23 protein-coding genes are annotated in these 24,796 nt (G+C 65.6%); 13 read left to right on the top strand and 10 right to left on the bottom strand.

All coding sequences use genetic code 11. The features are described 5' to 3' along the window. Positions 1-185 precede the first annotated feature (185 nt). From VIP82_RS22800 to VIP82_RS22780, 5 genes are all read right to left on the bottom strand, one after another. Positions 186-1,307: a CU044_5270 family protein gene (locus tag VIP82_RS22800; RefSeq protein ID WP_331912921.1), complete on the bottom strand. Its 1,122-nt coding sequence runs from the start codon at positions 1,305-1,307 to the stop codon at positions 186-188. After that, positions 1,300-1,902, bottom strand: a complete 603-nt coding sequence (locus VIP82_RS22795) for an RNA polymerase sigma factor (RefSeq protein WP_331912886.1) — start codon at positions 1,900-1,902, stop codon at positions 1,300-1,302. Before VIP82_RS22795 ends, VIP82_RS22800 begins: the two co-directional genes overlap by 8 nt. A gap of 194 nt (positions 1,903-2,096) precedes the next feature. After that, on the bottom strand, positions 2,097-2,522 hold the full coding sequence (locus tag VIP82_RS22790) for a hypothetical protein (protein ID WP_331912884.1): 426 nt from the start codon (positions 2,520-2,522) through the stop codon (positions 2,097-2,099). Between the two features lie 981 nt (positions 2,523-3,503). Further along, on the bottom strand, positions 3,504-4,628 hold the full coding sequence (locus tag VIP82_RS22785) for a CU044_5270 family protein (RefSeq protein ID WP_331912882.1): 1,125 nt from the start codon (positions 4,626-4,628) through the stop codon (positions 3,504-3,506). Further along, the gene (locus VIP82_RS22780) at positions 4,591-5,190 is read right to left on the bottom strand and encodes an RNA polymerase sigma factor (RefSeq protein WP_331912880.1); all 600 of its coding nucleotides are present in this window, start codon (positions 5,188-5,190) and stop codon (positions 4,591-4,593) included. Before VIP82_RS22780 ends, VIP82_RS22785 begins: the two co-directional genes overlap by 38 nt. 886 nt (positions 5,191-6,076) lie before the next feature. Between VIP82_RS22780 and VIP82_RS22775 the strand changes: the two genes are divergently transcribed. The 3 genes from VIP82_RS22775 (at position 6,077) to VIP82_RS22765 (ending at position 9,241) form a co-directional block, all read left to right on the top strand. Further along, positions 6,077-7,384 carry a HEPN/Toprim-associated domain-containing protein gene (locus tag VIP82_RS22775; protein WP_331912878.1) on the top strand — a complete coding sequence of 436 codons (1,308 nt, stop codon included), beginning with the start codon at positions 6,077-6,079 and terminating at the stop codon, positions 7,382-7,384. Between the two features lie 1,237 nt (positions 7,385-8,621). Next, positions 8,622-8,825 carry a hypothetical protein gene (locus VIP82_RS22770; RefSeq protein ID WP_331912876.1) on the top strand — a complete coding sequence of 68 codons (204 nt, stop codon included), beginning with the start codon at positions 8,622-8,624 and terminating at the stop codon, positions 8,823-8,825. A gap of 143 nt (positions 8,826-8,968) precedes the next feature. Beyond that, positions 8,969-9,241: a hypothetical protein gene (locus VIP82_RS22765; RefSeq protein ID WP_331912874.1), complete on the top strand. Its 273-nt coding sequence runs from the start codon at positions 8,969-8,971 to the stop codon at positions 9,239-9,241. A gap of 443 nt (positions 9,242-9,684) precedes the next feature. On the opposite strand, the gene VIP82_RS22760 is transcribed toward VIP82_RS22765, so the two are convergent. From VIP82_RS22760 to VIP82_RS22745, 4 genes are all read right to left on the bottom strand, one after another. Continuing rightward, positions 9,685-10,665: a hypothetical protein gene (locus tag VIP82_RS22760; protein ID WP_331912872.1), complete on the bottom strand. Its 981-nt coding sequence runs from the start codon at positions 10,663-10,665 to the stop codon at positions 9,685-9,687. A 673-nt stretch (positions 10,666-11,338) separates the two neighbouring features. Then, the gene (locus tag VIP82_RS22755) at positions 11,339-11,662 is read right to left on the bottom strand and encodes a hypothetical protein (protein WP_331912870.1); all 324 of its coding nucleotides are present in this window, start codon (positions 11,660-11,662) and stop codon (positions 11,339-11,341) included. A gap of 199 nt (positions 11,663-11,861) precedes the next feature. Then, a complete protein-coding gene (locus VIP82_RS22750; protein ID WP_331912868.1) occupies positions 11,862-12,305 on the bottom strand; it encodes an SRPBCC family protein in 444 nt (147 codons plus the stop codon). 107 nt (positions 12,306-12,412) lie between these two features. Beyond that, positions 12,413-12,823, bottom strand: a complete 411-nt coding sequence (locus VIP82_RS22745) for a hypothetical protein (protein WP_331912866.1) — start codon at positions 12,821-12,823, stop codon at positions 12,413-12,415. Positions 12,824-12,943: 120 nt separating this feature from the next. On the opposite strand from VIP82_RS22745, the gene VIP82_RS22740 reads away from it, so the two are divergent. Then, positions 12,944-13,141, top strand: coding sequence for a hypothetical protein (locus VIP82_RS22740; protein ID WP_331912864.1), 198 nt, complete (start codon positions 12,944-12,946; stop codon positions 13,139-13,141). 530 nt (positions 13,142-13,671) lie between these two features. On the opposite strand, the gene VIP82_RS22735 is transcribed toward VIP82_RS22740, so the two are convergent. Next, positions 13,672-16,014, bottom strand: coding sequence for a glycoside hydrolase family 31 protein (locus VIP82_RS22735; protein WP_331912862.1), 2,343 nt, complete (start codon positions 16,012-16,014; stop codon positions 13,672-13,674). Positions 16,015-16,153: 139 nt separating this feature from the next. On the opposite strand from VIP82_RS22735, the gene VIP82_RS22730 reads away from it, so the two are divergent. The 9 genes from VIP82_RS22730 (at position 16,154) to VIP82_RS22690 (ending at position 24,772) form a co-directional block, all read left to right on the top strand. Beyond that, the gene (locus tag VIP82_RS22730; RefSeq protein ID WP_331912860.1) at positions 16,154-16,849 is read left to right on the top strand and encodes a FadR/GntR family transcriptional regulator; all 696 of its coding nucleotides are present in this window, start codon (positions 16,154-16,156) and stop codon (positions 16,847-16,849) included. Positions 16,850-16,979: 130 nt separating this feature from the next. Further along, positions 16,980-18,320, top strand: a complete 1,341-nt coding sequence (locus VIP82_RS22725) for an ABC transporter substrate-binding protein (RefSeq protein ID WP_331912858.1) — start codon at positions 16,980-16,982, stop codon at positions 18,318-18,320. Between the two features lie 4 nt (positions 18,321-18,324). Further along, on the top strand, positions 18,325-19,257 hold the full coding sequence (locus VIP82_RS22720; RefSeq protein WP_331912856.1) for a carbohydrate ABC transporter permease: 933 nt from the start codon (positions 18,325-18,327) through the stop codon (positions 19,255-19,257). Positions 19,258-19,261: 4 nt separating this feature from the next. Next, on the top strand, positions 19,262-20,227 hold the full coding sequence (locus VIP82_RS22715) for a carbohydrate ABC transporter permease (protein WP_331912854.1): 966 nt from the start codon (positions 19,262-19,264) through the stop codon (positions 20,225-20,227). Further along, positions 20,220-21,527 carry an FAD-dependent oxidoreductase gene (locus VIP82_RS22710; protein ID WP_331912852.1) on the top strand — a complete coding sequence of 436 codons (1,308 nt, stop codon included), beginning with the start codon at positions 20,220-20,222 and terminating at the stop codon, positions 21,525-21,527. Before VIP82_RS22715 ends, VIP82_RS22710 begins: the two co-directional genes overlap by 8 nt. After that, on the top strand, positions 21,527-22,513 hold the full coding sequence (locus VIP82_RS22705) for an aldo/keto reductase (RefSeq protein ID WP_331912850.1): 987 nt from the start codon (positions 21,527-21,529) through the stop codon (positions 22,511-22,513). The genes VIP82_RS22710 and VIP82_RS22705 overlap by 1 nt, the downstream gene beginning before the upstream one ends. Further along, positions 22,510-23,406: an amidohydrolase family protein gene (locus tag VIP82_RS22700; protein ID WP_331912848.1), complete on the top strand. Its 897-nt coding sequence runs from the start codon at positions 22,510-22,512 to the stop codon at positions 23,404-23,406. Before VIP82_RS22705 ends, VIP82_RS22700 begins: the two co-directional genes overlap by 4 nt. Continuing rightward, complete coding sequence (locus VIP82_RS22695) at positions 23,403-24,434, top strand: enolase C-terminal domain-like protein (RefSeq protein WP_331912846.1); 1,032 nt, start codon at positions 23,403-23,405, stop codon at positions 24,432-24,434. The genes VIP82_RS22700 and VIP82_RS22695 overlap by 4 nt, the downstream gene beginning before the upstream one ends. Continuing rightward, positions 24,431-24,772, top strand: a complete 342-nt coding sequence (locus tag VIP82_RS22690) for an L-rhamnose mutarotase (protein WP_331912844.1) — start codon at positions 24,431-24,433, stop codon at positions 24,770-24,772. The genes VIP82_RS22695 and VIP82_RS22690 overlap by 4 nt, the downstream gene beginning before the upstream one ends. Positions 24,773-24,796 lie beyond the last annotated feature (24 nt).

The raw sequence follows: 24,796 nt of genomic DNA, 5'->3' as shown, positions 1-24,796 counted from the left end.
CCAGCTTGGTTGGGCGACGACCGCGAAGAGCGCTGCACGCTGACTGTTCGCCTCTCGCGGGTCGCTGTGCCTGCGGAGCGGCCGGCTTTGCGAGGAGCCAGGTGATGTCGATGTGGACGGTGGCCGGGGAGTGTGACGTCTGCTGGCGTGATCGTTCTCGCCGCGCGCAGGTTGGTCATCTCCGCCTATCGGTGATTGCCGCAGAGGGCTGCGTCTGCGGGCGCGGCGTCGACGACCGTAGTCGTCACGGCCGACGACGCCGTCACGGTGCCGGCGGGGACGCCAGCGCTTTCGTCAAGGATGACTTCGCGTTCCCCGATGAATTGTCCGGTGGCGGGGTCGATGATGAGGTCTCGACGCGTGTTGGTCGCGGTTTCCAGGCGGCCGATCGCGACCCCTGTCTTGCCGTTGAGGGTGGCTTGTTCCTCGGTGATCGTGACACCGGGGATCTCGGCGGCCGTCTTGTAGAGGGCGGCGCGGAATTCGGCGGGCACGGTTCCCCTGCGGAGGGTGCTCGTGATCCACTCGAGAGCTTGCCCATCCCGTGACTGGCCGGCCGCGCCGTTCAGCTCGTAGATCGCGTTCAGCAGCTGGACCGGGTCGCGGGGAAGCGCGTCGTAGTCGTCGCTGACAGTCGTCCCAGTCCCGTAGCCGCTGAACATCGACCCATCGGGACCTACACCTGCCGGGAGGCGTCGGATGATGTCGGCGTCGTACTTGACCCGGTCTTCCGCGACGATCTGGGCGAGTGCTTCCGATTCGGGTCCGAACGTCTTGGCGGGGGTGCGCACGCACTGAACCCATATCCATTCGTCGTCACGATTGGCGGGCACGTAGAGCTCGTCGTGATAGTTCTCAAGGTACGCTGCGGGCTGATCGCTCCCGGGGGCGCTGCCCGTGTTGAGGAAGACCCCATCTGTCTGCACGAGCACGTATTGGCCGGCGCCGACGACCGGGTCGCTGAACTCGAGCGCCGCGGTGGCGGCCGATTCCAGCACACTCGCGGCGGCAGGCTCGGTTCCACCGATATTGACTCCACCGACTTCCACGCCGGGGACGCCCACCACGTTGACCGCGACAAGGGTGACCGTCAGCGCGGTCGCCCCCAGGACGGAGAACCCCGTCCATGTTGCGACGCGCCGACGACGTCGATTGAGCGGTTTCGGCATTGGCACCGTTGCTCCAGTGTCGGCAGTCGTACGCGTGCGGGTCTGTCCCGACTCCGTCATCGCTGCCACAAGCCGTGACCGGGAACGGGCGATCCGATCCGCAGCCGACGCATCGGGCTCGCTTCCAATCTCACGCACGAGCTCCAACAGTTCCATCACCCATCTCCTTTCCGATCCAGGTCAATCGCGCAACATTCGAACCGGGTGGCGCCAACTTCCGTCTGATCCGATGTAGCCGGGACCACACCGTTCCGACCGGAATATTCAGCGCCTGCGCAATCTCGTCCGGCAGCAACCCCGACCAGGCATACAGAAGCAGCGTGTCGCGCTCCTTCGCAGATAGCGCCGCAATTCGAGGAGCCAGCGCGCGAATCGCCGCGGCAGCATCCACCCGCCCCGCAGCTTCCTCAATCCCCCCGGACGTGGCACGCTCCTCGCGCGCGGCTGATGCCTCCACCGCCCGCCAATGCTTGGCCTCCGCGGCACGGTGCTTCGCTGCCACCCTGGCGGCGATCCCCAACAGCCACGGCCGCGCCGACTCCCACGCATGGTCGAACGATCCGCGACGGCGAAACGCCACAAGGAACGTCTCACTCAGTGCGTCCTCAGCAGCGTCCGCACCCAACCGACGCCGCAAGAAGGACTCGACCGCGCCAGCGTGCCGGTCGAAGACCTCAGCGAACACCTGCGGTGTCCGTTCGGCGCGCCTGAGGATGTCGCTGTCTGTGCTCACACTAGGTATTCCTCGGAAACGGTATCCACCTTCAAAGTCTTCCGGCGAGTGGCACCCCTCCGACGAATCGCACCCACTGTGCACAACTTCCAATCTCGCGACCCCGGCGCCCGCAGCGCGGTGGGTCTGCCGACACGTGCCCCGTATGTGACGCAGAGGTGGGTCATCCTCCGCCTGCGGTGCCGGGTGCAGCGTCAGCCTTCGGCCACGAGGGTTGACCATGCGATGTCGATCACGCAAAGGCCGTCCTCAGTCTCCCGGTAGAAGACGTCACCCGGGAACGTTGAGCCGGGTGTCAGCCCCTCGGGCGGGCCCTCAAGGTTGATGTTCCACTGAGGATCGAGCGGCGCCTGCTCTTCCCAATATTCTGCGGAGAACTGCTCGGGCTCGCCCGCCGACAGACCGAGCCAATCGATCGGTCCTCCGAGCTCCGCCTCGGAGTCCGCGCAGATGAGATCGGTCGGACTACCACCCGCCATGGCGTCGATGAGTTCCTCGGTTGTCTGGATCACGCCCGCGCCGTCCGGTCCCCAGATCACCGAATCCATCGAACAGCCGGTCAGCCCGATTGACAGCACGAGCGCGGCGAGCCCGAACGATGCGCGACGAAGATGAACCACCACGCGAATCTAGCGAAGGTGCCCGGCAGTCGGTCGCTCAGCGCGCAGCCGTGCAGATCAGGACGGGAAGTCAGGTGACTTTTCGTACCGCGCGAGATCTCCGGTGATCCACACCTTCCGGCGAAGGAGTTGCGTGAGCACCTCTTCCGCGTCGCGAAGTCCGTCGGCGTGGGGAGCGTCCGGAAGCACGAACCACACCTCGTCTTCGCCGTCCGTCGGAACAAACCGCGCGGTTGCCGACTCTCCCAAGAGTCGCATCGTCGCAGCGACGGCACTGCGTTGTCCGATGTTGGTTCCTCGGTCCAGTTCTTCTGCGCTCGCCATGCCCCCAGTATCCGAGACAGGTCGGCGGTTCGGGCGCGCTCTGCGGGTCCAGCGGTGATGGCCGTCTGCGTTATCCGAAGAGCCACCCTTCGCTGACCAAGGTCATAGCGGAGGGCTGTTCGGGAACGGTCTCTGGACAGTCGACAGACTCGAAGGTGACGGCTTGATCGCCGACCGTATAGATGCCGCACGCGCGACCGAAGTAGGAGTCGTTCCAGGCGCCGGAGAAGGACTTATCTTCCCAATAGGAATAGACGGCGACAGGGAACCTATCGCCGTTCCGCGGGCCGACCAGGATCGACACGTAGGAACTGGGGACGTGTTTCCCGGTCATCGACTGAAGCAATGCCTCGACTCGGGCACCGCGATCCCCGTCTGCAGCATCCTGGCCGGCCGCGGCGACGTTCAGCTGCTCCAGCAGGTTCTCGGCAGCGAAGCTCTCCGCCTCAATGTCCGCAGGACGCGGAACCCGACTCGGAGCTGGGTTTGCTGCCCCGACGATCGCCAGGACGCCCGCGCAAGTCTGGTCAGCGACCGCGAGGTGGGGCTGCCAGCTTCTTCTAAGACCCAGGTGATGTCGACGTGGACGGTAGGCGGGAGTGTGACGTCTGCTGGCGTGATCGTTCTCGCCGTGGGCAGGTCGATCATGAGGTGCGCCTATCGGTGATTGCCGCAGAGCGCGGTGTCCGTTGGTGCGGCGTCGACGATCGTGGTGGTCACGGCAGTCGAGGCCATTATGGTGCCGGCCGGGACGCCCGCCCATCCGTCGATGGCCACCTCCCGCTCGCCGATGAACTGCCCGGTGGTGGGATCGATGATGATGTCCCGACGAGTGTTCGACGACGGCTCCTGGCGGCCGATCGCAATACCTGTCTTGCCGTTGAGGGTGGCCTGCTTCTCTGTGATCGTCACGTCAGGAATTTCGGCGGTCGCCTTGTAGAGGGCGGCGCGGAACTCGGCGGGAACGGTTCCCCCGCGCAGTGTGGAGACGATCCACTCGAATGCTTGCGCGTCGCGTGACGGGCCGGTCTCTCCGTTGATCTCGTAGATCGCGTGGAGCAGCTGAGTCGGGTCGCGAGGCAGAGCGGTGTAGTCGTCGCTGACCGTGGTCCCATTTCCGTAACCGCTGAACATCGACCCGTTGGGAGCGGCGCCCGCGGGAAGGTGGCGGATGAGATCGGTGTCCCACTTGGCTTGGTCTTCGGCGACCTGCGCGGCGAATGCTTCGGATTCGGGGCCGAAGGTCTGGGCAGGGGTGCGCATGCAGCGGATCCATACCCAATCGTCCGCGCGGCCGGCCGGCACGTAGAGCTCCTCGTGGGAGTTCTCGAGGAATGCGGCGGGCGAGTCGGCGTCGCCGGGGACGTTGCCTTGTCCCAGGTAGAGAGCGTCGGTCTGCACGAGCATGTACTGACCGGCGCCGACGACAGGGTCGCTGAAGTCGAGCGTTGCGGTGGCGGCCGATTCCAGCACACTGGCGGCCGCGGGGTCGGCGCCGACTTCCACCCCGGGGACACCCACAACGTTGACCGTGACCAGCGTGACGGTCAGCGCAGCCGCCCCCAGAACGGAGAACCCCGTCCAAGTCGCGACGCGCCGCCGACGTCGATCGAGCGGTTCCCGCATCGGCGCAGTTGCTGCGGTGTCGGCCGGGTCGAAGATCGCGAACGGGGACTCGTCCTCGATAGCGGTGAACAGCGCGGCCCGTCCGCGAGCGATCTCGTCGGGGGTGCGCTCGGGAATGTCAGTCCGTGCTCGGCGCAGGAGCGAAAGCTCGTCCATGGTTCTCTTCCTTGTCTTCGTCGAGTGCCGGGGCGATCGCGGCGCGCAGTTTCCGGCGTGCGCGGTTCAGTCGTGAGCGGACCGTGCCGACCGGGATGCTCAGCGCTTCGCTGATGCCGGCGTGGTCGAGATCTCCAAAGGTGTGCAGCAACAGCACGTCTCGATCACCGGCCGCGAGTCGCGCGAGCGCCCGGCCGAGCCGTCCCGCGATAGTCCTCGCATCCAGCCGAGCTTCGGTTTGTTCGATGTGGTCGACGTCGACGCGGGCGAGGTCCGCAGCGAGCATTCCCTTCCAGGCTCGGGCTTCCTGGCGGGCGTGCTTGTGCATGAGGGTTGTGGCGATGCCCAGCAGCCACGGCCGCGCATCCCGGCCGCCGGTGAAGGCGTCTCGCCTGCTGAATGCGACCAGGAACGTCTCGGACGTGATGTCGGCAGCATGCGTCGCACCGAGTCGCCGAGCGGCATACCGGTACACGACTCGCTCGTGCCGGTCGTACAACTCGGCGAACGCGGCCCGCTGATCAAGAGAGCGGGCGATGATCGCGCCGTCGTGGGTACTCACACTAGGTATTGTCCGATTCGCCCTCGCGCGTTCACGCCAATCGGGTACCCAGCAGATCTGCCGCTCTAGGAGCAGCTGATCGGTGACCACCTTCCCGCCGTACACGACCGGTGCACCGCAACGAACTTTCGACGAATCGCCATGATGCGCGCAGCCTCACGCAATTGCAGGTGCTAACGATCCGATCCCCCTCGGGCGCCTTCCACCGAAACTGAGTCGCATGCGCAGGCTGTTTTCTTCGATCGCTGTGTCGGGCGCGGCGGTCGTGCTGGCTGGCTGCACGTCGTTCCCGGTGCCGTTCGCGTGCACCACCGTCGGGTACACCAGCGTCGCCTTCGATCCAACTGACGCAGCCGACCGCCGGATTGAGCATCGAGTTGTGCAGCGGTCACGACTGCACAACCGGTCCCGTCGAAATGCCCGTAGAGATCGGGTCGACGGCGCCGCCCGTGGCGACCGGCATATTCGGACTCGAGGGAGACAGCCTCGCCGGGTGGACCGCCACACTGCTCGACTCTCCAGCGGATATGGGATTTCGGATCTTTAACTCTGACGGGGCCACGGTTCGGGAGGGCATCGTCAGCGTCGATTTGGACACGCATCGATGGCACCGATCGATGCGGCGGGAACCAGACAGCCGACGTCGTCATCGACCTAGGCATCCACTCGTTCCTGCACTCACAACGGTCCCCGAACGTGTAGCCGTGGAGCGATTGTGACAACGTCCGGTTCAGGGACCGTTGTTCATTGACCGGCCGCGCCGCCCGCCAAGGATCGCCCCGCTGCCGTGTCATGAGGGCCTACGGTGATGATGCGGGCGCGGTACAGGTAGCAACGATCCCGCCCACCAGCCCATGCATCGGTCGAGACAGAGGGAGGGCCAAGGATGAGCAGCAGGTGGTGGTTGTATCGCGGAGGCACGCAGATCCAATGGGGTCGAAACGAAGAGCCGCTGGCCATCCTCACGGCCTTCACTGAGTCGGACAAATACGCCGATGAAGCATGGCTCGCCGCGCTTGCTCGATCCGACGCTGGATATGGGCCGGACGAAGAGGAGCAGCAAATCGCCGACGAAGACGTGATCAATGCTGCCGACTCCACAAACCTTCTCGGTTACCGAGCGAGAGTCGCAGCGGTTCGGGCCCGCCTGGACCTGATGGGATTCACGGCAGCGGCCTGCCGACACGAACTGACGTCCGGCCTCGCGGAGTTCTTCGAGGACGAGGACCCGGCAGATCCACTAGTTGACATGTCTCCGGACGAGATCCTCGATCGAGCGCTTGTCGCCCTGGAGAGCGGGGTGCCGGATCGGCTTCTCGACAAGGTGGACGAAGCGTGTATGGAAGTGGTCTTCCTCTTCGTCGAGTCAGGCCTCGATCGCCGCGCACTCTTCGCGCTCCAGTTGGAGTCTGCTGACGACGACGAAGAGGTTCGTCTAGATCTTTACGACCTCTACATGGCCGACTACTTCAAGGAAGTCGACGACATCACGAAGCTGGCTGCGGACGAGCTCGCCGCGAGCGTCAGCTCCGGCGGTCCGATCATCGTCGTGACCGAGGGCGTGACGGACGCGCGCTATCTCGCTCGAGCGCTCGAACTGGTCGCCCCTCACGTGGCCCATATGTTCCGATTTCTCGACGAGGAAGCCAAAGCGGAACACAACAGCGGACAGGTCATGCGAACACTTCGCAGCTTTGCCGCTGCAGGGGTGACTAACCGCGTTGTGGGGGTCCTCGACAACGACGCCGCAGGACAGGTCGCAGCAAGAGCCCTCGACGCCGCGCCGCGGCCAGCCACCAACCGATACCTGCTACTCCCGGACGTCCCGTACGGCGAGTCCTATCCCACCAACGGCCCAAGCGGTGACACAGAACTGAACATCAATGGGCGTGCCGTCTCGATCGAGTTTCAGTTCGGTCTGGACCAACTTCGCGTCGCACAGGGAGACCCGGCGAAGGTGGAATGGAAGGGCCCCCAGGCACCGATCAACGTGTACCAGGGCAGCCTCTCCAAACGCGACAAGGAGGCCGTGCAGCGCAACATAGATTCGTTCCTCGAATCGGCGTCACCCGATCACGACCCAACAGTGGAACCGTGGCCCGTCATACACACTCTCGTCGAGCGTCTGATCCAAGCAGCCGTTCCCGGATCGTTCCCAGGGCAGTCGTACCTGCCTGTTTCAGCCTCCCGATGATCCTTGGCCGTGTCGCGAGACATGGCAGCCAGCGGGGTACCGCGCCAGTTGCTCTTCCTGGCGGAAAGAAGGCGATCGAACACTTCTCTCCTCCACTCGAAATCGGTGTAGCCGAGGTTCCCTCCGCCAAAGTAGATCGAACCGTCGAGGACGAGCGGGCGCACGTGCGCGAGCCACTCAAGTGTTCGCCGCATCCGAGCCCGGCCGTCTTCAGGCGCGAAGTTCTCGGTGTTCACGTACCAGTGGAAGTGAATGAGGTCCGCGCTCACGGATACCGAAGGCACGTAGAGCAACAGGGCTAGCGCCGCTCGCTTCTCACGTTCCAAGTCCCAGGATGCGCCCAGGACTGGCCGTAGCTGGCCGCGCTCAATCGTTGGAGGCTCAAGCGCGGCTCCGTCGCCGACACTTCGACTCGGCCACCCTTCCAGGAACTCAGCCAAGACTCGATCGGATGCCCCTGATATGTCCTCGGCGAGCGCAGGCGATAGCGCCTCGCCCCAGCTGGTCTCGATGTAATTGATGACGTCGACTGCGTATTGGTGCGCCACTCCCGAAAGCTACTGGCGTCATGTACAGCCTGGCAACCACTCGCGGCGCTTCGGCCGTTGGCGCCCAGCGCCAACGATTCAGTCCCGCTAGTAGACGGGCGAAGCGCGAGCGGCTGACGGACGCAGGCCCGTCGGCGTGCGGGCACCGTACGGCGAGGCCAGCCGCTCGAACGGGCATCTAGGCGTACGGAGATGTGAGGCGGCGGGCGATGAAAGACGATCGACTCGACCTGTTGGTACGCAAGAGCGCGCATCGGTCGGACCCTCAAGCGCGATTTCGACGCGAGCCAAAACTACGGTTGGTCTCCACCACGATTGCATGCGAGCATGCGCGTGTGACCCGCATCGCCAAACTCGCTCTGGGAGCATCGTGTGTTGTTATTGCGCTCGCACTCTCGGGGTGCACCGCGCCCGCGGACGAAGCCGCCGCTGAACGAACTGCCGATGTCGCAGCGGCGGCCCCGACGCCTGCAGCCGCGACCCCCAGCGCAACGGAATCGCCCACCCCCACGCCGACGCACCCGGTCGATGCGCGCGACACCACGTACGCCGCGGAAGTCGCCACCTGGGTGGATCCGCTCCCGCCGGGGTTCGCGTGGCCGTCTTCAATCACAGGCCTCCCCGCTGGCCGCTGGCACGGGAAGGGGGACTGGTCGGGCTATGCGACCACAGCCGGGATCTACCACTGCATGTTCGTCTACGCAGCCTGGGATGCCTACTTCGTCGACAACGATGCGCCCGCATCCGAGGAGTACGCCGCTCGCGCCGACGCGACCATGCCCGAACAGCCCTACCCGACCTGGGTGACCAGCAACGACGGAACCATCCTCGACCAAGCCCTCGCGAGCGAGAGTGGCATCTGCAACGGCTTCGTCGGCGACCTGCGCCTTTAAGACGAAAGCACGCCACGCAGGAGTGGGTTCTTCGGTACCCCGCCGAATAAGGGAGAATCCGGAGGACATCACCCGGTGATGACCCGCTGAATGGGCGGCGGAGTGAGGTGTACAGTCACACCAACTTCTACGACGGAGGCGGGATGACAGTGAAGGTGACGCTGATCGTCGCCGGACTTGCGGTGCTGACGATCGGCGCAATCCTCGCTGCAAACTCGGCCGCAACGCTCATCGCTGCTGGCATGCTCTCGCCGCTGTTGCTATCCGTGGGCGGCGTCAAGTTCTTCGAGACGCTCGTGGCGCCCACCATGTCGCTGATCGGCGGCATTGTGCTGGCTCTCATCGGAGTCGGTCTCGTGATCGCCGCACTCAATCTGCGGCGCGGACTGCCCATGGAGCGTTCCGCCGAGAAGTGACTCTCGGATGCGCGAGCATCTGCCCAAAGCGGACTGAGACTCGCGACAACGTCGACCCTTCGACGGTCGTCTAGTGGACGGCGCTGTGCTGCTGCTCCGTGTAAGGACGTCGTCGTCGGCGAATGAACCGGATACCGGACCGGCGCCGCGATCGCTCAGCGCCATTCCAACGTGCCACCGAGAAAAAGGCCGACGCCGAAGTACACGGCGAGGAATAGGAATGAGATTGCTGCACCCCACCCGAGCCACCGGTAGTCGTCCCAGGATCTGGGTCTGACCTGTGCCCACCGTTCACCGGGCTGCCGTTTCCGGCGGCGCACAGCGCGAGAGTCATCGCCGCGACGGAGGCTCATTCGACAAGTATGCGATAGCGGCCGGCCGCAAGCCGGTCGGCCAGCGGGCGGGCTGCGAGTGCTCAGCAACGTTCGCAGAGCGTGGTGTAGCTAGATCGCCGCGCGGTGGCGGTGCAGTTCGTCTAACCGGTGGTGAAGCTGTGTCGCGTTGCCTGGGCGGAGCTGGTGGAGCGTCGAGTTGTAGATGGCCTCAGCCGCCGCTTCGCCCAGGTTGAGCAGCTCGCCCAGTCGGGCAACGGCATTCTCATCCGTGTTCGATGCGGCGATTGCGGCGGTGACTTCAGCGAATGCCCCGGCGGCGGCGAGAACGCCCCGAACGCGAGCAACCTCCTCATCGACAGCCCGGCGGCGATCGTCGGGTGTGAGCTGTGACCCCTGCTGCTGTCGGTGAGAGCCAAGCACCTCCCGCGAGAGATGCACGTTGAGTGCCGTCTCGGTACGCACACCGAGGCTGACCAACACGGCGTGCAGATCGTGGGCGCCGGGCTCGAGGCGTTCCCAGACATTCGGCATGATCGCAACGCTCACGCGTGCGTACTCTCCCGGATCCAGCGGGACCGCCGTGCGCTGAGCGGAGTCCGCCCAGCCAAAGTGAAACGCCGTCTCGCCGGGTTCGGTGAACACGCCGACGACGTGAAACCCGTCACCGTTGGGGATCCAGCGGTGCGAGCCGGTGTTGACGATGTCGACGGCGAATCCGTCGGCGCCGGAAGCACCTTGCATGAACGTCGGCCAACGCAACGCGAGGCCCTGTCTGCGTTGCGCCCGGCTCGGGCGCAGCGTCATGGTCTCCGGATGCACACGGACCGTGGCGTCGGATGAAACCGGCTGGACATGGGCGACGCGCCACACAGTCGCCTCGGCGTCAACAGGCGCGCCAACGAGGACTTGGCCGGACTGGTGTCGCTTGAGGACTCGCCACCCGTCGGGTGGTGCACCCTCAGCGGAGGCCTCGTCCACCCGCGCGCCGATCTCGGTTGCGAGCGTGTGCAAGACGACTCCCGGCTGTTGCAGCGCCGCGCGATCGACGTCCGCGGGACCGAGCTGGGGATCATCGTCAGACACGTCCATACCCCGATCCTCACACCTGAGGCGCGTTGCGCGCCCCCGGGCCGGTCGACCAGCGCGCGACGCGCTATGGCGCTGAGACAGCGATCGGCAATTCGAGCTCGGAGTACCCAGCGCTGATCCGCAGCACCGCATCGCCCGGGCTCGCATCAGCGGGGATCTCAACCTCCCCACTAAAAGCACCGTCTTCAATCGGGATGCTCCCAAGCGACACCACTTCGTTCTCCTGGCTCCACTCGACCGACACGCTGGGCCAAGGGTCCTCCGTGGAGTAGTTCGTGTCGTTGCACGGCTGCCAGTACTGCCCAGCGATCGTCACGGGCTCAGCCGGCGCACCGGTCTCGGGTGACGCGGTCGCCTCTGGCGCGACACACGATGCTGCGGACTGCGCCGAGCATCCCGTCACGCAGAACATCGCCACGCCAACCGCCGCAATCCTCACCAACCACCGAGACGCAATCAACGACGACACGCTCACTTGATATCGCACCAGCACGTAAGACGAGCGGGTTCGAGATGAACCCGTTACCTCGCACGCTCGTGGATCTTCTTCGACGGCGCGTGTGCGGGTCGGTCAACGTGCGCAGGCAGGTTCTGTTGCGGGTCGAACCCGATTCAGATCCACCCGGACGGACATATGGCCCTCGCGCTTCGACGATCAGTCGAAGCGGCAGCGTCAGGTCGCTACCGGTTCGCTGGTGATCGCCTGACGGGCAACGGTTGTGTTGTGGAGCAGAATCGCCACCGTTCCAGGGGCGAACGCAATAACAACCGGAACGATGGCCCAGAACCCGGCGACTGGAGCGATGCCCCAAAGTGAACCCAGCATGACGAGGAGAACACCGCCGACACGAAGTCCGATGCTTGCGCCGCGGCGCACGCGTGGATTGCCCCAGAGCGGAAAGGACTCGTCGGGCTTCGCGAGGGTAACCACGAGCACCGATGCCAGCAACAGCGTGGAGCCGATCATCACGACGGCAACGCTTAGTGCAAGGGCCATGTCGCCATCCAAACATCCCGCCCGTGAACGGGCAACCGAGCCACTCGGACGAGGGCAGGTTGTGGTTGGATCCGTTTCCCGATGCGAGGACGGACGCCAAGCGTCGCCACCGCACATCGAGGCCGCAGAGCATGCGATGGAAGGCTGGCTAAACCTCCTGTGCGCTGCCGGGTCGGCCATCGTGCGCATCTACCGATGCTCAGCGCAGCGCGGCGAGGAGATGTTCGTTGCGCTTCGCGATGAGGCCGCGGAGATACGGAACGAGTACCAGTCGCTCAGCCAGCGATCCGAAGATCGGCGACGCGACTGTGACTGTGTCAGTCATGCGGGAGCCCGTCGTGAGCTGCTCAAACCGGTGCTCGTGGATAAACGTCTTGAACGGGCCGCGGACCTGCTGGTCGATGAACTGCGTGGGTCGGTCTAGCGCGGTGATCTGTGACGTCATGGTCCACCAGACACCGAAATGCCGGGCTCGCCAGGTGACCGTCTCGCCGAGACCGATCTGTCCCGTCATCACGCCCGCCACTGCGCGTTCGGCAGATTGCGACATCGACGAGACATGCGCATGGATATCGAGCGATAGGTCGAAGAGTGCCTGAGCGGAGATTTGAGCGTCAGTTACGAGCGTGAAGGTCGACGGCACGCTCCTATCTTGCCGCCGCATCCGAACGAAGCGCCGCCCGTTCAGTAAAGGGTGGATCACCGCGCGCAGCGGCCCGTCGCCGAGCGCACGGTCACGGAGCGTTCAGGTCAGCGGCTTGGCGTGATCGCGGCTCGAAAGCCGGCCAGCACCGACATCCTCAAGTCAACGGGACCGTTGTTGGTCGGCAGTGTCACGCGCGGCGAGCGCAACCGGCCGGTCTTCGCGGCCGTGATATCACCGCGAACATAAGTGACCGCGAGATCGACGTAGTTCGAAAGCAGCCGACGGACATCTTCGTCATCGGTGTCCTCCTCGAAATGGTTCAAAGAGAAGCCGCCGCCGACCTGCAGTGCAAACCATCGGTCACCTGGGGTGCAGACCACGCCCCATCGATCCGGTCTGGCGGGCTGCCAGATTCGCAGGTAGGCCGCGTCGTGGCGTAGTCCCGTCTCTGCAGACAATTCGACGTTGGCCGGACGCATCAAGCTCAGAAGGTCTAACGCGCCGGTCACATCCATGCGTCCAGCATCCCATCGCTGCGATCGGCGCGCCCTCATGTCGGTCGCTGAGCGGGCGCTAGCGGATCACATCCATGCAGCTATGGTCGAAGTCGCTTCTGAAGTCCGATCGGGGTCACCGTGCTCGCCAAGTTTGCCGCCTTCTACGTTCGAGAAGGCTTCGCTTTGGGAATCTTGATTGGTCTCGTGCTGGCAGTCGTAATGCCGCAAGAGTTGCCGTTCAAGATCATCGGGTTCCTCTTCGCTGTCGTCGTGTCGCTGGCTGCATGCGCAGTTCAGTTCAGGCGGGCACTCAAGCGCGGCGAGGGCGGCGACTGATAGCGCCCGTCGGTCGTCGAGCGCGCGGACATAGAGAGGCGAGTAACGGGACTCGAAACTGCGGTTGGCGGGATTTCGGAGTGTCAAGTCTAGGGCGGGATTCCGCGGAGTGAGGAGTCCTGCCGCGCAAAATCAAGGGTTTTCGAATGCTTCCGCCGTCTCGCGTCGTTCGGCCTCGGTCAGTGGTTTCGGGCCCGATCTGCCCAGCTTGTGTCCACCATGTGTCCACGTGGACGCTCGACGGTATCTCTCAACGCGACCCCGGACGGGCCTCGGATGAGCACCATCACTCGCTCCGCGACGCCAGCATGGCGTCAACGTGCGGGAGGAGTCGGCGACGGTTGAAAACGAGCGCATCGCGATGGGGTCGTTCCCCAGTATTCGTCGCAATGGTCTATCCGTCGTCGTCGTCGACGACAGCAGGAGTACGAGAGCGTTCGAACGGGCCTGGGTGACTGCCGGCGGGCCGCGATCGACCCGATGATGGCAGACGAACGGACTGCCCGAAGAAGGGCGCATCGCACATCGAGTCAGGCGGGGGCCGCCCATTCAATCTTGATGGGCCGGCGGTCCCCGGGCGGGATCACGAGCTGGTGCTCGACGAGCTGGCCGTCCGCCGTGCGCAGGCGGGGTGCACCGGAGGCGACCGGGAAGTCGAACGCGAAGCGCCAGGTCTCGTCTCCCGTCGTCTGGAGAGTGAGCTCGTCCCGGTCCCAGTCGGCAGTGAGGGTCAGGCGGCTGCCGCGGGGCGTTGTAAATACCATCGGTTCGGGGTCGCGTTCGTCAGTGCTGAGCAGATCTTCCGCACGGCGGTAGATGCTCAGTGTGAGCTCGGTGAAGCCTTCACGAGGTCGCGACATCGCGCGTGACGCGAGAATGCCGCCCTCGCGCACGAACACGGGCAGCCCCGCGCGTTCGTACAGTGGCGCGTCGACCAGATGCGCGCGCCCGCCCTCGTGCCGTCGACCCGACCAGTAGTCGTACCAGGAGCCCGGCGGAAGGAACACCTCACGCTCGCCCCACCCTTCGTCGGTGATGGGTGCGATAAGCAGCGACCGTGCGACAAGCATTTCATCGAAGATCGAGTGCGTCGCTGTGATGTCGGGGAAGTCGAACAGGAGCGGTCGCACGAGCGGGATGCCGCGTTCGACGGCGTCGATCGCCCCGGACAGATAGGTCGGTGCCAGGCGATGACGGAGTCGGATGAACTCGATGAGGAGATCGCGCGCTCTGCCCTCGTAGCGCCACGGTAGCTTCGGCTCGGTGAGCACGCCGCTGTGCAGTCGTGGGACGGGGATGAAAAGGAATCCGTGTGCGATGCGGCGGATGACGTTCTCGTCGGTGTCGATGACGCCGAGACCGGATGTCGACTGCTCCTTGAACCCGCCCAGATCGACGGATGCGAACGGGAAGCCCGTCATGGCGAGGTTCAGGATGAAGTTGAGGTCCTCTTTGACCCGGCTCACGCCTGCTGTTGTGTCGCCCGACCAGGGCAGCGCGGCGGTCTGGTCGCCGAGCCAGCCACCCCTCGTCAGGGTGAGGACGGGCTCACCCGTGAGCTCGGTGGTACGTCGGGTGAGGAAGCGGTTCCAGAGGCTGCTGTAGAAGTTACGCGCCGGGATCCCGCTCGTCAGCACGCCCTCGACCCGTTCGCTGTTGTCGATCCACCACGCAGCGGCACCCTCCTCGATCCGCGGCCGGTACTCGTCCCACGCCCAGTCTGCCGCGACGGGATTCTCGAGATCGACGATCCACTGATCCTCGGTGGCATCGAGGATCAGGCCGTCGCGTCGGCCCTGATCAGCGAGCGCGCCGCTGTACATCTTCGTATTGACGTGCAGCACGGTGTCGATCTGCTGGTCGGCGAGCGTCGCGAGCAGATCGGCATGCGAGCCGAACTTCTCGGGGTCCCAGCCGAGGTTGATCCCCTCGCCGCCTTCGTCCTCCTCGAAGATTCTCCCGCCGCGCCAGTGCAGGTCGAGTGCGCACACGTCCATTGGAATGTGTTCAGCCTCGAAGCGGAGCATCCAGTCGCGATACTCGTCGGACGACGAGTATCCGGCCCACGAGAACCAGGTGCCGAGCCACTGCGGGCGCGGCAACGGCGGTCGCCCCGTCAATTCGTGCAGCAGTCGCGTCCACTCGGTGGGTGTCGGGCGTGCGAGAACGACGAGGTCGATCGGTCCGCCGGGCGACTCGACAGACCATGCCCGCGGATCGCTGTAGCCGAGGTCGAAGTAGACGTGCGGATGGGGGTTCAACAGGATCACCCCGCTGCCTCCGAGCTCGAGGAACGCCGGAATGGGCAGGCCCCCGTAGTCGCCGCGCTGGTGATACCCCTTCGTCGCGAACATGTCGGCCGTGCTCCCTGAACGGTCGGGAAACGCGATCCGGCCGCCGAGCCCGAGGATCGGGCCGTCGGCACCCCGGAGGAAGTCCATGCGGAAGCGCGTGGGCGCTGCCGTGTCGTCGATGGCCAGGCGCGTGAGTGTGAGCGCCGTTCCCTGCTCGTCGTCGAGCGTGATCGACAAATCCGGATAAGTGAGTCGGAGCTTGCTCGTGCTGTGCCGGAACTCCACCGCGTCGGCGGTCTCGGTGGCCATCGGGGCCGACGACGCGCGCTCTGGCGCGAGCACACGGTCGTCCACTCGGTACGGCTGCGTGGACGGATCGCTCGGAGTCACGCGCAGACGGAAGGCTCCGCAAGGTTCCGTCGTCACGCGGATTTCGACCCGGTCGTTGTCGAGTCCGAGCAGTTCACCACCCTCGTAGCGAGGCGTGAGCCCGCTGATCCCGTCCGCGCGCGGCCAGTCGTCGTCGGCCACCCACGAGTACGGGGCTGGCCAGGTGAGGTCGGGGTGAAGTCGCTTCATCGTGTCTTCCTTCGCGGTTCGGCTCGTCACAGGTAAGATATCTCACCTATCGAAAGGCAGGCGACCGATGTCGAACACGCTTCCGGGAAGTACCATGGGTGCACCCATCGGCGGGACCATTGTCCGAGCAGGGCACCTCGTGCCGGCCGTCGTTGAGGCGCTCGTCGATCGCATGGCCGTAGGCGCCTACCCCGAGGGTGAGCGGCTTCCCTTCGAGCGAGAGTTAATCGACGAACTCGGGGTGAGTCGGAGCGTGGTGCGCGAAGCGCTGCGTGTGCTCGAGGAGAAGGGGCTGGTGGCGATCGCGCAGGGCAAGCCGACGACCGTCCGTCCGCGCTCGGACTGGAACGTGCTCGACCCCATCGTGATCAACGCGCTCATCAAGCATGACCCCGAACTGGAGATCGCCGGGAACCTGATCGATGTGCGCGCCGCGATCGAGGGTGCACTGGTGCGGCGAACGGTCCGCGCGCTCGACGACGCGCGGGACCAGGAGCTTCGCGCGGCGTTTGCGAAGCTCGTCGAAGCGCAGCCTGACCCGACCGCGTACCTGCGCGCCGACCGCGAGTTCCATCACGTGCTCCTCGAGCAGTCGGGTAACTACATCGGCGAATGGGTCGTCCGCTGTGCGCACCAGTGGACCCACTCATACCCCGGGCTCGTGCCCATGCACCGAGTCAAGCAGTCCCACCGGGAGCACCAGGCGATCTTCGAGGCGGTGGAGCGGCGCGACGCCGACGCAGCTGCAAAGGCGATGGAGTCGCACATCCGCGAATCATGGGCGAAGACGAAGGCGGTATTGCTGGCGGCATACCACGGCGAGGCCAAGGGGTAGGTCCGCTGAAAAGGTAACGGTTCGATATCGCGTCGAATCTCTTGAACAGATAACAGATAAGATATGTGATGATTTGACATGAGCGTCGTTGACGACGCTGTGTGGAGTCGAAAGACGAAGGAGAGAATCAATGACGATTGCCCATTGGATCGCGCGGGCCAAGCCCCGCCCGTTCCGCCTGGCGACGGGCGCTACGGTCGCCGCCGCCGCCGCTCTCGTGCTCACAGGATGCGTGCCCGGCTCTGCCCAGCCCGCGACTGAGGTCGATCAGAAGGAAGGCCCGGCCGAGCTCCTCGTCTGGACCGACTCGACCCGTGAGGCCGCATTTAAGATGTATGCCGAAGAGCACCCCGAAGTCGATCTGACCATCGAGATCCTGCCGGACGACGTCGAACAGCGACTGCTCCTCGCCAATCAGGCCGGCGAGGGATGGCCCGACATCATCACCCTCAACAAGTTCCAGATCGACGCCTTCAGCTCGGCGCCGGTGAACTACTCGGCGAACATCGCGCCGTACCTCAGTGACGGCTTCTTCGATGACTTCGCGCCCGCGGTCGTCGAGTCCTGCAGTCCTGAGGCCGACGACGTTCGTTGCGTGCCGAACGACATCTCGCCCATCGTGCTCTGGTACAACGCGCCGTTCCTTGCCGAGAACGGGTACGACATCCCTGAAACGTGGGAGGAGTTCGAGGCCCTCGGCCTGCAGATCGCGCAGGAGCACCCCGGCTACATCGTCAGCGACGGCGCCGTCCGGCTGAGCATGTTCCCACCGTCGCGATGCCCGCAGGCGGAGAAGGTCGACGAGCTGACCATCCTCAGCGACCTCGCCGACCCGAAATGCGAACGCGTTATCAGCATGGTCGACAACCTCCTGGCTGCCGGCGCCATGACGCCGCTCGCGGGCAACTCGCCCGAGTTCATCGCCGAGTTCGGTGAGCCCAAGAAGCTCGCCATGCTCGTCGGTCCTGCCCACGTCGGCAAGTTCCGCCTCCTCGACGCCTACGGCTGGCAGCCCGGCGACCTCGGCGTCGCGCCTCCGCTGCGCTGGGCCGACGAGGACGAGGTCTTCAACTACAGCAGCGGCGTCTCTTACGCGGTCTCGCGCCACAGCGAGTACCTGCAGGCGGCGACCGACGTCGTCGAATGGCTCGCGACCGGGCCGTACCAGACGGCTGAAGAAACCGTCACGCTGCCCGCTTACAAGCCGGCACAGGACAACTGGATCACGACCAACGAAGCCAGCTTCGTGATCGAGGATGGCTCGCTGGCAGACGTTTTCGAAGCGGCTCAGGACTCCCTCTCCAACTACTGGTTCGAGATGCCGGTCGAGTCAGTTCGTGCGAGCTGGGACCAGGTCGTGATGCCAGGCATCGCACAGGGGAAGACTGTCGCCGAGCTGGTGCCGACCTGGCAGCAGTACATCATCGACGAGGGTGAAGCTGCGGGCTGGACCGTGGAAACGGAGCGCTGAGAGGATGACGACCACAGCAGGAGGTACGGTGCGCGTGAATGGCGGTCCGCGGCGCCGCCAGAACCCCAACTCAGGCCAGGCGCGTGCGGGTGTGTTCTTCGCGACCCCGTACCTCCTGCTGCTCACCGGTTTCGCACTGATCCCGGCGGTCTACACGGTCTACCTTGCCTTCATGTCACCCACGGGCGGGTTCGCCGGGTTCGACACGTTCGTGCAGGTGTTCAACGACTATCGCTTCCTGCGGGCGTTCGCGAACCTCGGCCTATATGCCTTGCTGTTCCTCATTCCGACGATGATCATCTCGATCGGGCTGGCGGTGCTACTCCAGTCGAGGGCGCCGCGCGTCGCCGCCACGTTCCGCACGCTGTACTACCTCCCGCACGCCGTGGTCGGCGTGGCCGGCGTGCTGCTGTGGATGTTCCTGCTCACACCGCGCATCTCGCCGATCGGCGGGTTCCTCGAGTGGATGGGTTTCAGCGGCTTCTATGACATCGTCCGCCCCGACAGCCCGGCCAGCCTCGCGGCCCTGTTCGCACTGATCGCGGTGTGGACATCGGGCCAGGGGATCCTGCTCATGTTCGCTGCGCTCAGCTCGGTGCCCGAAGAAGTCGAGGAGGCTGCAGCGATCGACGGGGCCAACGGGTGGCAGGTGTTTTGGCACATCAAGCTGCCCATCCTGCGAAAGTGGATCGCCTACCTCCTGATCATCAGTGTTGCCAGCGCGACCCAGCTCTTCGCCGAACCGCAGCTCATGGTCGCGGTGACGAACGGCGCCGTCGGGAACAACTTCTCGCCGTTGCAGCTCGCATACACCTACGCCTATCAGTACGGCAACTTCCCCGGGGCGGCGGCGATCTCGTTGGTTCTCCTGGTCATCGGCCTCGCGGCCGCCGCCCTCGTCGTGAGGACGACCGGACTGTTCAAGATTGAGATCTGAAACCGTGGCACTCACCGAAACCCACACGGCCCCCGACACAGCGGCAGTCGTCGCCGGAACACGACCACCGCGGCGGATGCGGATCAGCGTCGACCACCGGGCGAAATCGCGCGCGCTGATCCTCTTCGCCTGGGTCGCTCTGCTGCTCTGGGCCGCATACACGGTACTCCCGATCCTCTGGCTCGTCATCGCGGGCACGAAGACCGGCTCCGAACTCGCGACACAGCCGGCATGGAGCTTTGGGTCCATCCAGAACGTCGTCAACGCGTGGGCGAACGTCGCGGCCTTCAACAACGGTGTGATCTACTCCTGGATCTGGAACACCGTCGTCCTCACCGTTGGCCAACTTGCACTGACCCTCGCGGTCACGATTCCGGCAGGTTATGCGCTCGGAGCCTGCTCGTTCCGGCTCCGTAAGCCGGCGCTCGCCGCGACCCTCGCGCTGATCCTGCTTCCCGGCGGAGCGCTCGTGCTGCCACAGTTCCTCGAGATGGTCGCCCTCGGCCTCATCGGCACAAGGTGGGCGGTGATCTTGCCCGGCAGCGTGTTCCCGCTCGGCATCTACCTCACGTTCATCTTCTTCTCGACGACAATCGGCCGGGACGTGTACGACGCGGCCCGTATCGACGGTGCCAGCGAGTGGCGCATCTTCGCGCGCATCGCTCTGCCGCTGTCGTGGCCGATCGTCGCCCTCGTCGGCTTCTTCTCATTCGTGCGGTCGTGGGGCGAATTCATCCTGCCGTACATCATGCTGCGCAGCAGCGACTTCCCGCTCTCGGTCGGTCTTGCGGTGCTGGCGTCGACCTCGCCCGACCTGAACCCGAACGTGATCAGCAACTCCAACATCGGCATCCCCGAGGTCATCCTGACCACGATCATCACCATGCTTCCCGTGATGCTGGTGCTCGTACTGGCGCAGCGGATCGTGCTCAAGGGCTCGAACATGATGGGCGGTGCCCTCCGTGGCTGAAGCCGCCAATTCCACCGCGGACACGGAGGCCGCGCAACCAAAGTACGTCACGGAGGATGCGAGGCGAACGCCGGTCCGCGACAGCTTCGACGTCATAGTCAGCGGGGGAGGTCCGGCCGGTGTGGCAGCTGCGATCTCGGCTGCGCGCGGCGGTGCGCGGGTCGCCCTAATCGAACAGCACGGTTCGCTCGGCGGGGTGTGGACGGTCGGGTTGCTCTCAGCGGTCCACGATGCCGAGAAGACATCCAGCGTGCTCGGCGACATCGCACGCGAACTGGATGCGGCCAGCGCCCGCAGGGTGCGCGGGCCCTCGGACTTCCTCTACGACGCCGAACAGATGAAGCTCGTGCTGGAGCGCCTGTGTTCTGACGCGGGAGTGGTGATCCGGCTGCACACCCGGGTGGTTGCGGCGCAGGTAGACGATGGACGGCTCACCCACTTCGTCACCGAGTCGAAGTCAGGTCGCGAGGCGTGGACGGCGAGCGTGTTCATTGATGCGACCGGCGACGGCGACCTCGCGGCGCTCGCCGGGTGCCGTTACGAGGTCGGCGACCCCGAACATGGCGAGACGCAGCCGCTCTCGCTCATGTCGATAGTCTCCGGGGTCGATGCCGATTCAGTCAGGCAGTTCTGGGACGTCTCGTACCGGGATCGCAAGGCCCGGCTGCTGGCAGAGTTCGCGCGCGCCGGGTTCATGCCCAGCTACGGGGCGCCGACGCTGTTCCACCTCGGAGCAGACATGTTCGCGTTGATGGCGAACCACGTCTACGGTGCATCGTCGTCGAACGCCGACGACCTCACGAGCGCCACCATCCAGGCGCGACGTGAGATCGACGAATCGGTGCGCGCTCTGCGCTCGCTGGGCGACCCGTGGACCGGTATTCGCGTGGTCACTACAGCAGCGCAGATCGGGATCCGTGAAGGCCGCCGGATTCACGGCCGAGCGCGCGTGGAAATCGAGCACCTCGTGCGCGGCGACGTACCGGAAGACTCGGTGACGATAGCGACTTTCGGCGTCGACGTGCATTCGACGAACCCAAGCCGTGGCACAGCGACGAACCTCGAAGACCGGCCCGAGGTGCGCCCGTACGGCATCCCGTTCGGCGCTCTGGTCGCCGCCGATGTCGATGGGCTGCTGCTCGCAGGCCGGTGTCTGAGCGGGGATTTCTTCGCGCATGCAAGCTATCGCGTGACGGGGAACGCGGTCGCCACCGGGGAAGCCGCCGGATTCGCCGCAGCGCGCATCGCCGAGCTCGGCTCGGTCGGAGCGTTCACCTGGCCGGAAAGACTGCGATTCTGATGCCCGCACCGGGCGTCGGTGGCGATGTGCCGATCAATGGCGAAGCCGGACCTGACGAGGCGAGCATGGTCATGGTGCTCGGCACGGCCACGATCGGCAACCTCGGAGCACCGATGCTTGACGAGGACGCGCACCAGGTCGTGCACGGCGCCCTCGACCTCGGCGTGACGAGCTTCGACACCGCGCCCCTCTACGGGCTCGGGCTCGCCGAGCGCAGGCTCGGGGTCGCGCTGCGCGGGGTACCCCGTGACTCGTACCGACTCTCTACGAAGGTCGGTCGCGTGCTTGTCGAGGAACCGCACGCGACTGGCGATCAGTGGGCCGGATTCCACACCGCCTCACACCTTCGTCCGCGATGGGACTTCAGCACCAATGGCGTGCGTCGTTCGATCGAGCAGTCCTTCGAGCGGCTTGAGACCGCGCAGGTCGAGCTCGCGTTGCTGCACGACCCCGACCTATCGGGCGATGCCGACGCGGTCCCGCGCGGGCTTGAGGCGCTCGATATGCTTCGAGCCGATGGCCTCGTGCAGCGCATCGGTGTCGCGTCGAAGGACATCCGGGCGCTGGAGCGCGCGTTGGATTTCGGCGGGGCCGACGTGCTCATGATCCCCGGCCGGCTCACGCTCATCAATCGCGAGGCCTCGGCCATCGCACGGCGGGCCGAGGCCTCGGGAGTGGCGATCTGGAACGCCGCCCCGTTTAACGGCGGCGCGCTGGCCGGTGCGCCGCTGCGTGCGTCCGGCTATGGTGCGTTGTCGGACGCGGAGGCCGCGGCTTTCGCCCGCGTGCGCAGCCTCGCGGCGGAGTTCGACGTGCCGGTCGCGCCTGCTGCGCTGCAGTACGCAGCGCGACTTCCAGCCGTCGAACGGCTAACCGTCGGCGCCGCGTCCGCGTCGCAGATCGCCGACAATCTCGCCGGGCTGCGCATGCCGCTCCCGGCGGTGTTTTGGGAGCGCCTCGATGCGATGTTGGAATCCGACGCATGATCGACTCCCACGTCCACGTCTGGACACGATCATTGCGCAATGCCGCGTGGCTCGATCGGGGTCCGGCGGCGACAAATCGCGATTTCACGAGTCACGACCTGATCGTGCATCTCGACCAACAGGCCGCCTCGGCGTCGATCGTGGTCCAGTCGCAGGACTCGCTCGACGAGACACGCGAGCTCCTCGAGCTCGCCGAGCGCGAGCCACGGGTCCTCGGCGTCGTCGGTTATCTACCGCTGCACGACCCTGTGAGACTCGCCAGGCTGCACGACGTGCTCGACCACCCCGCACTGGTCGGTGCCAGATCCATACAGACCCCGCTTTCAATGCAGTCGCACGCCAGTGAGCATTCGCTCGACCCAGCCGTCAGCGAGTCGCTGGCTATCCTCGCGGGGCACCGTCTCGCACTCGACGTCGTGGGGCGACCACCCGCCGCGCTCGACGACGCGGTCGGGGCGGCGACAACCCACCCGGGCCTGCACGTCATCGCCGACCACCTCGCGAATCGGCACCTTGAAACCCGTATCGCAGGCCGCGCTCGCGCCACTGCATTGCCCCCGGTGCTCGCGTGTCTCCCGAACCTTTTCGTCAAACTCAGCGGCCTGTCGGCGGTCGCCGACGATGAGTTCGCGGTTCACGTCGCGGCGTTCGCCTCCGCGATCGGTCCGAGGCGGCTGCTGTTCGGTAGCGACTGGCCGATTTGCCTCAGACACGGCGACACCAACGCGCCGCTGCGCAGGGCAGTAACGGCTACTCGCGACCTCGCGGACGCGGACGCCTGGATCTTTGCTGAGACGGCGCGTATCGCTTACCCGCGGCTGGGGGGTCGCGACGCGATTGAGGCTGACATGCCTGGGCGGAACGGCCAGAGAGAGAACGAGAACCAACGATGAAGATCACCGATGTCACGATCGAGCGTGGCCCCGAGGGGCGCACTGAGGTGCGGAACTGGCGCCATGGCCTGCCTCGTCGTGAGCAGGTCAGCCGTCCGGGGCAGCTCGTGCTCACCTCGGAATCCGGCCACACGGGTCGCTGCGACGTGCGCGACGCCGTGATGGCCGGCGCGTTTGTCGAACGTCACCTCCGGAGCGAGCTCGTGGGCCAGGACCTGTTCGCGCGCGAGCATCTCTGGAAGCGCGTCTGGGAAGTGCACCGGCTGGAGTATTTGCCCACCCACCTCCTCGGCGTGGTCGATGTCGCGCTGTGGGATCTAGCAGGTCAGGTGCTCGACCTGCCGGTGCACCGGATCGCGGGGTTCGCCCGCGAGTCGATCCGCGCGTATGCGAGTACCGCCACGTTCGGCAGCGAAAGCGAGTACCTCGACGTCGTCGACCAATGCATCGAGCTGGGCTTCTCCGTGATCAAGCTGCATGCGTGGGGTGATGCCCGCCGCGATGCGGCGCTCGCCGGGCGGGTCCGCGAGCACGTCGGTTCAGGCGTGCAGCTTTTGTTCGACGGCTCGGGCGGTTACGACCTCGCCGACGCCGTGTACCTGGGGCACGCGTTGAGCGACACGCAATTCGAGTGGTTCGAAGAGCCGCTCAGCGAGTACAGCATCACCGCGCATCGCATGCTCGCCGACCGGGTCGCGGTGCCGCTGATCCTGGCCGAGATCACGCAGGGCGCGCATCAGTCCGCCGGCGACTACATCGCGTCGGGGGCGGCCGTAGGAGTGCGCGTGAGCGGCGAGCTCAAGGGCGGCATCACCGGTGCGCTCAAGGTCGCCGCAGTCGCCGACGCCTATCGCATGCGCGCCGAGGTACATGGTCCCGGCGTGGTGAGCACGGCGCTGTGCATGATGATCTCGAACAACTCGTTCTATGAGTCGCTAGTGCTCACGAACCCGGTCCGGCCCGACGCTGCGCTCACCGACGGGTTGCTCACCGCGTCCGAGTTGCCCGGTATTGGGTGGCCGAGGTGACGACGTGGCCCGGTGCGACGCATCCCGCTGACACGACCGTGGTCGCGAAGCGCACGCGGCTGAAACCCGGCATGGAGCACGCGTACGAGGCGGCGCACCGCCACCCGCCCGCCGAGGTCACGGTCGCACTGCGCACCGCGGGCGTTACCCAATGGCGAATCTGGCGCAGCGGGCTCGACCTATTCCACGTGATCGATGTCGTCGACCGCGGGCGCATGCGCCGGGTGCTCACCGAGGACCCGACAATGGTCGCCTGGGGTGCGCGCATGCGCGAGTTGCTCGAACCGCTTCCCGCGCCCGAATCGGACGACTTCGAGCTGGTCTGGACTCTGGACTGAGCGCGTCAACCGCCTCGCCGACTC

This window comes from Microbacterium sp. (assembly GCF_036566905.1).
Lineage (GTDB): Bacteria > Actinomycetota > Actinomycetes > Actinomycetales > Microbacteriaceae > Microbacterium.
Note: the sequence above shows the minus strand (reverse complement) of the source record. Positions and strands in the feature narration are given on the sequence as shown.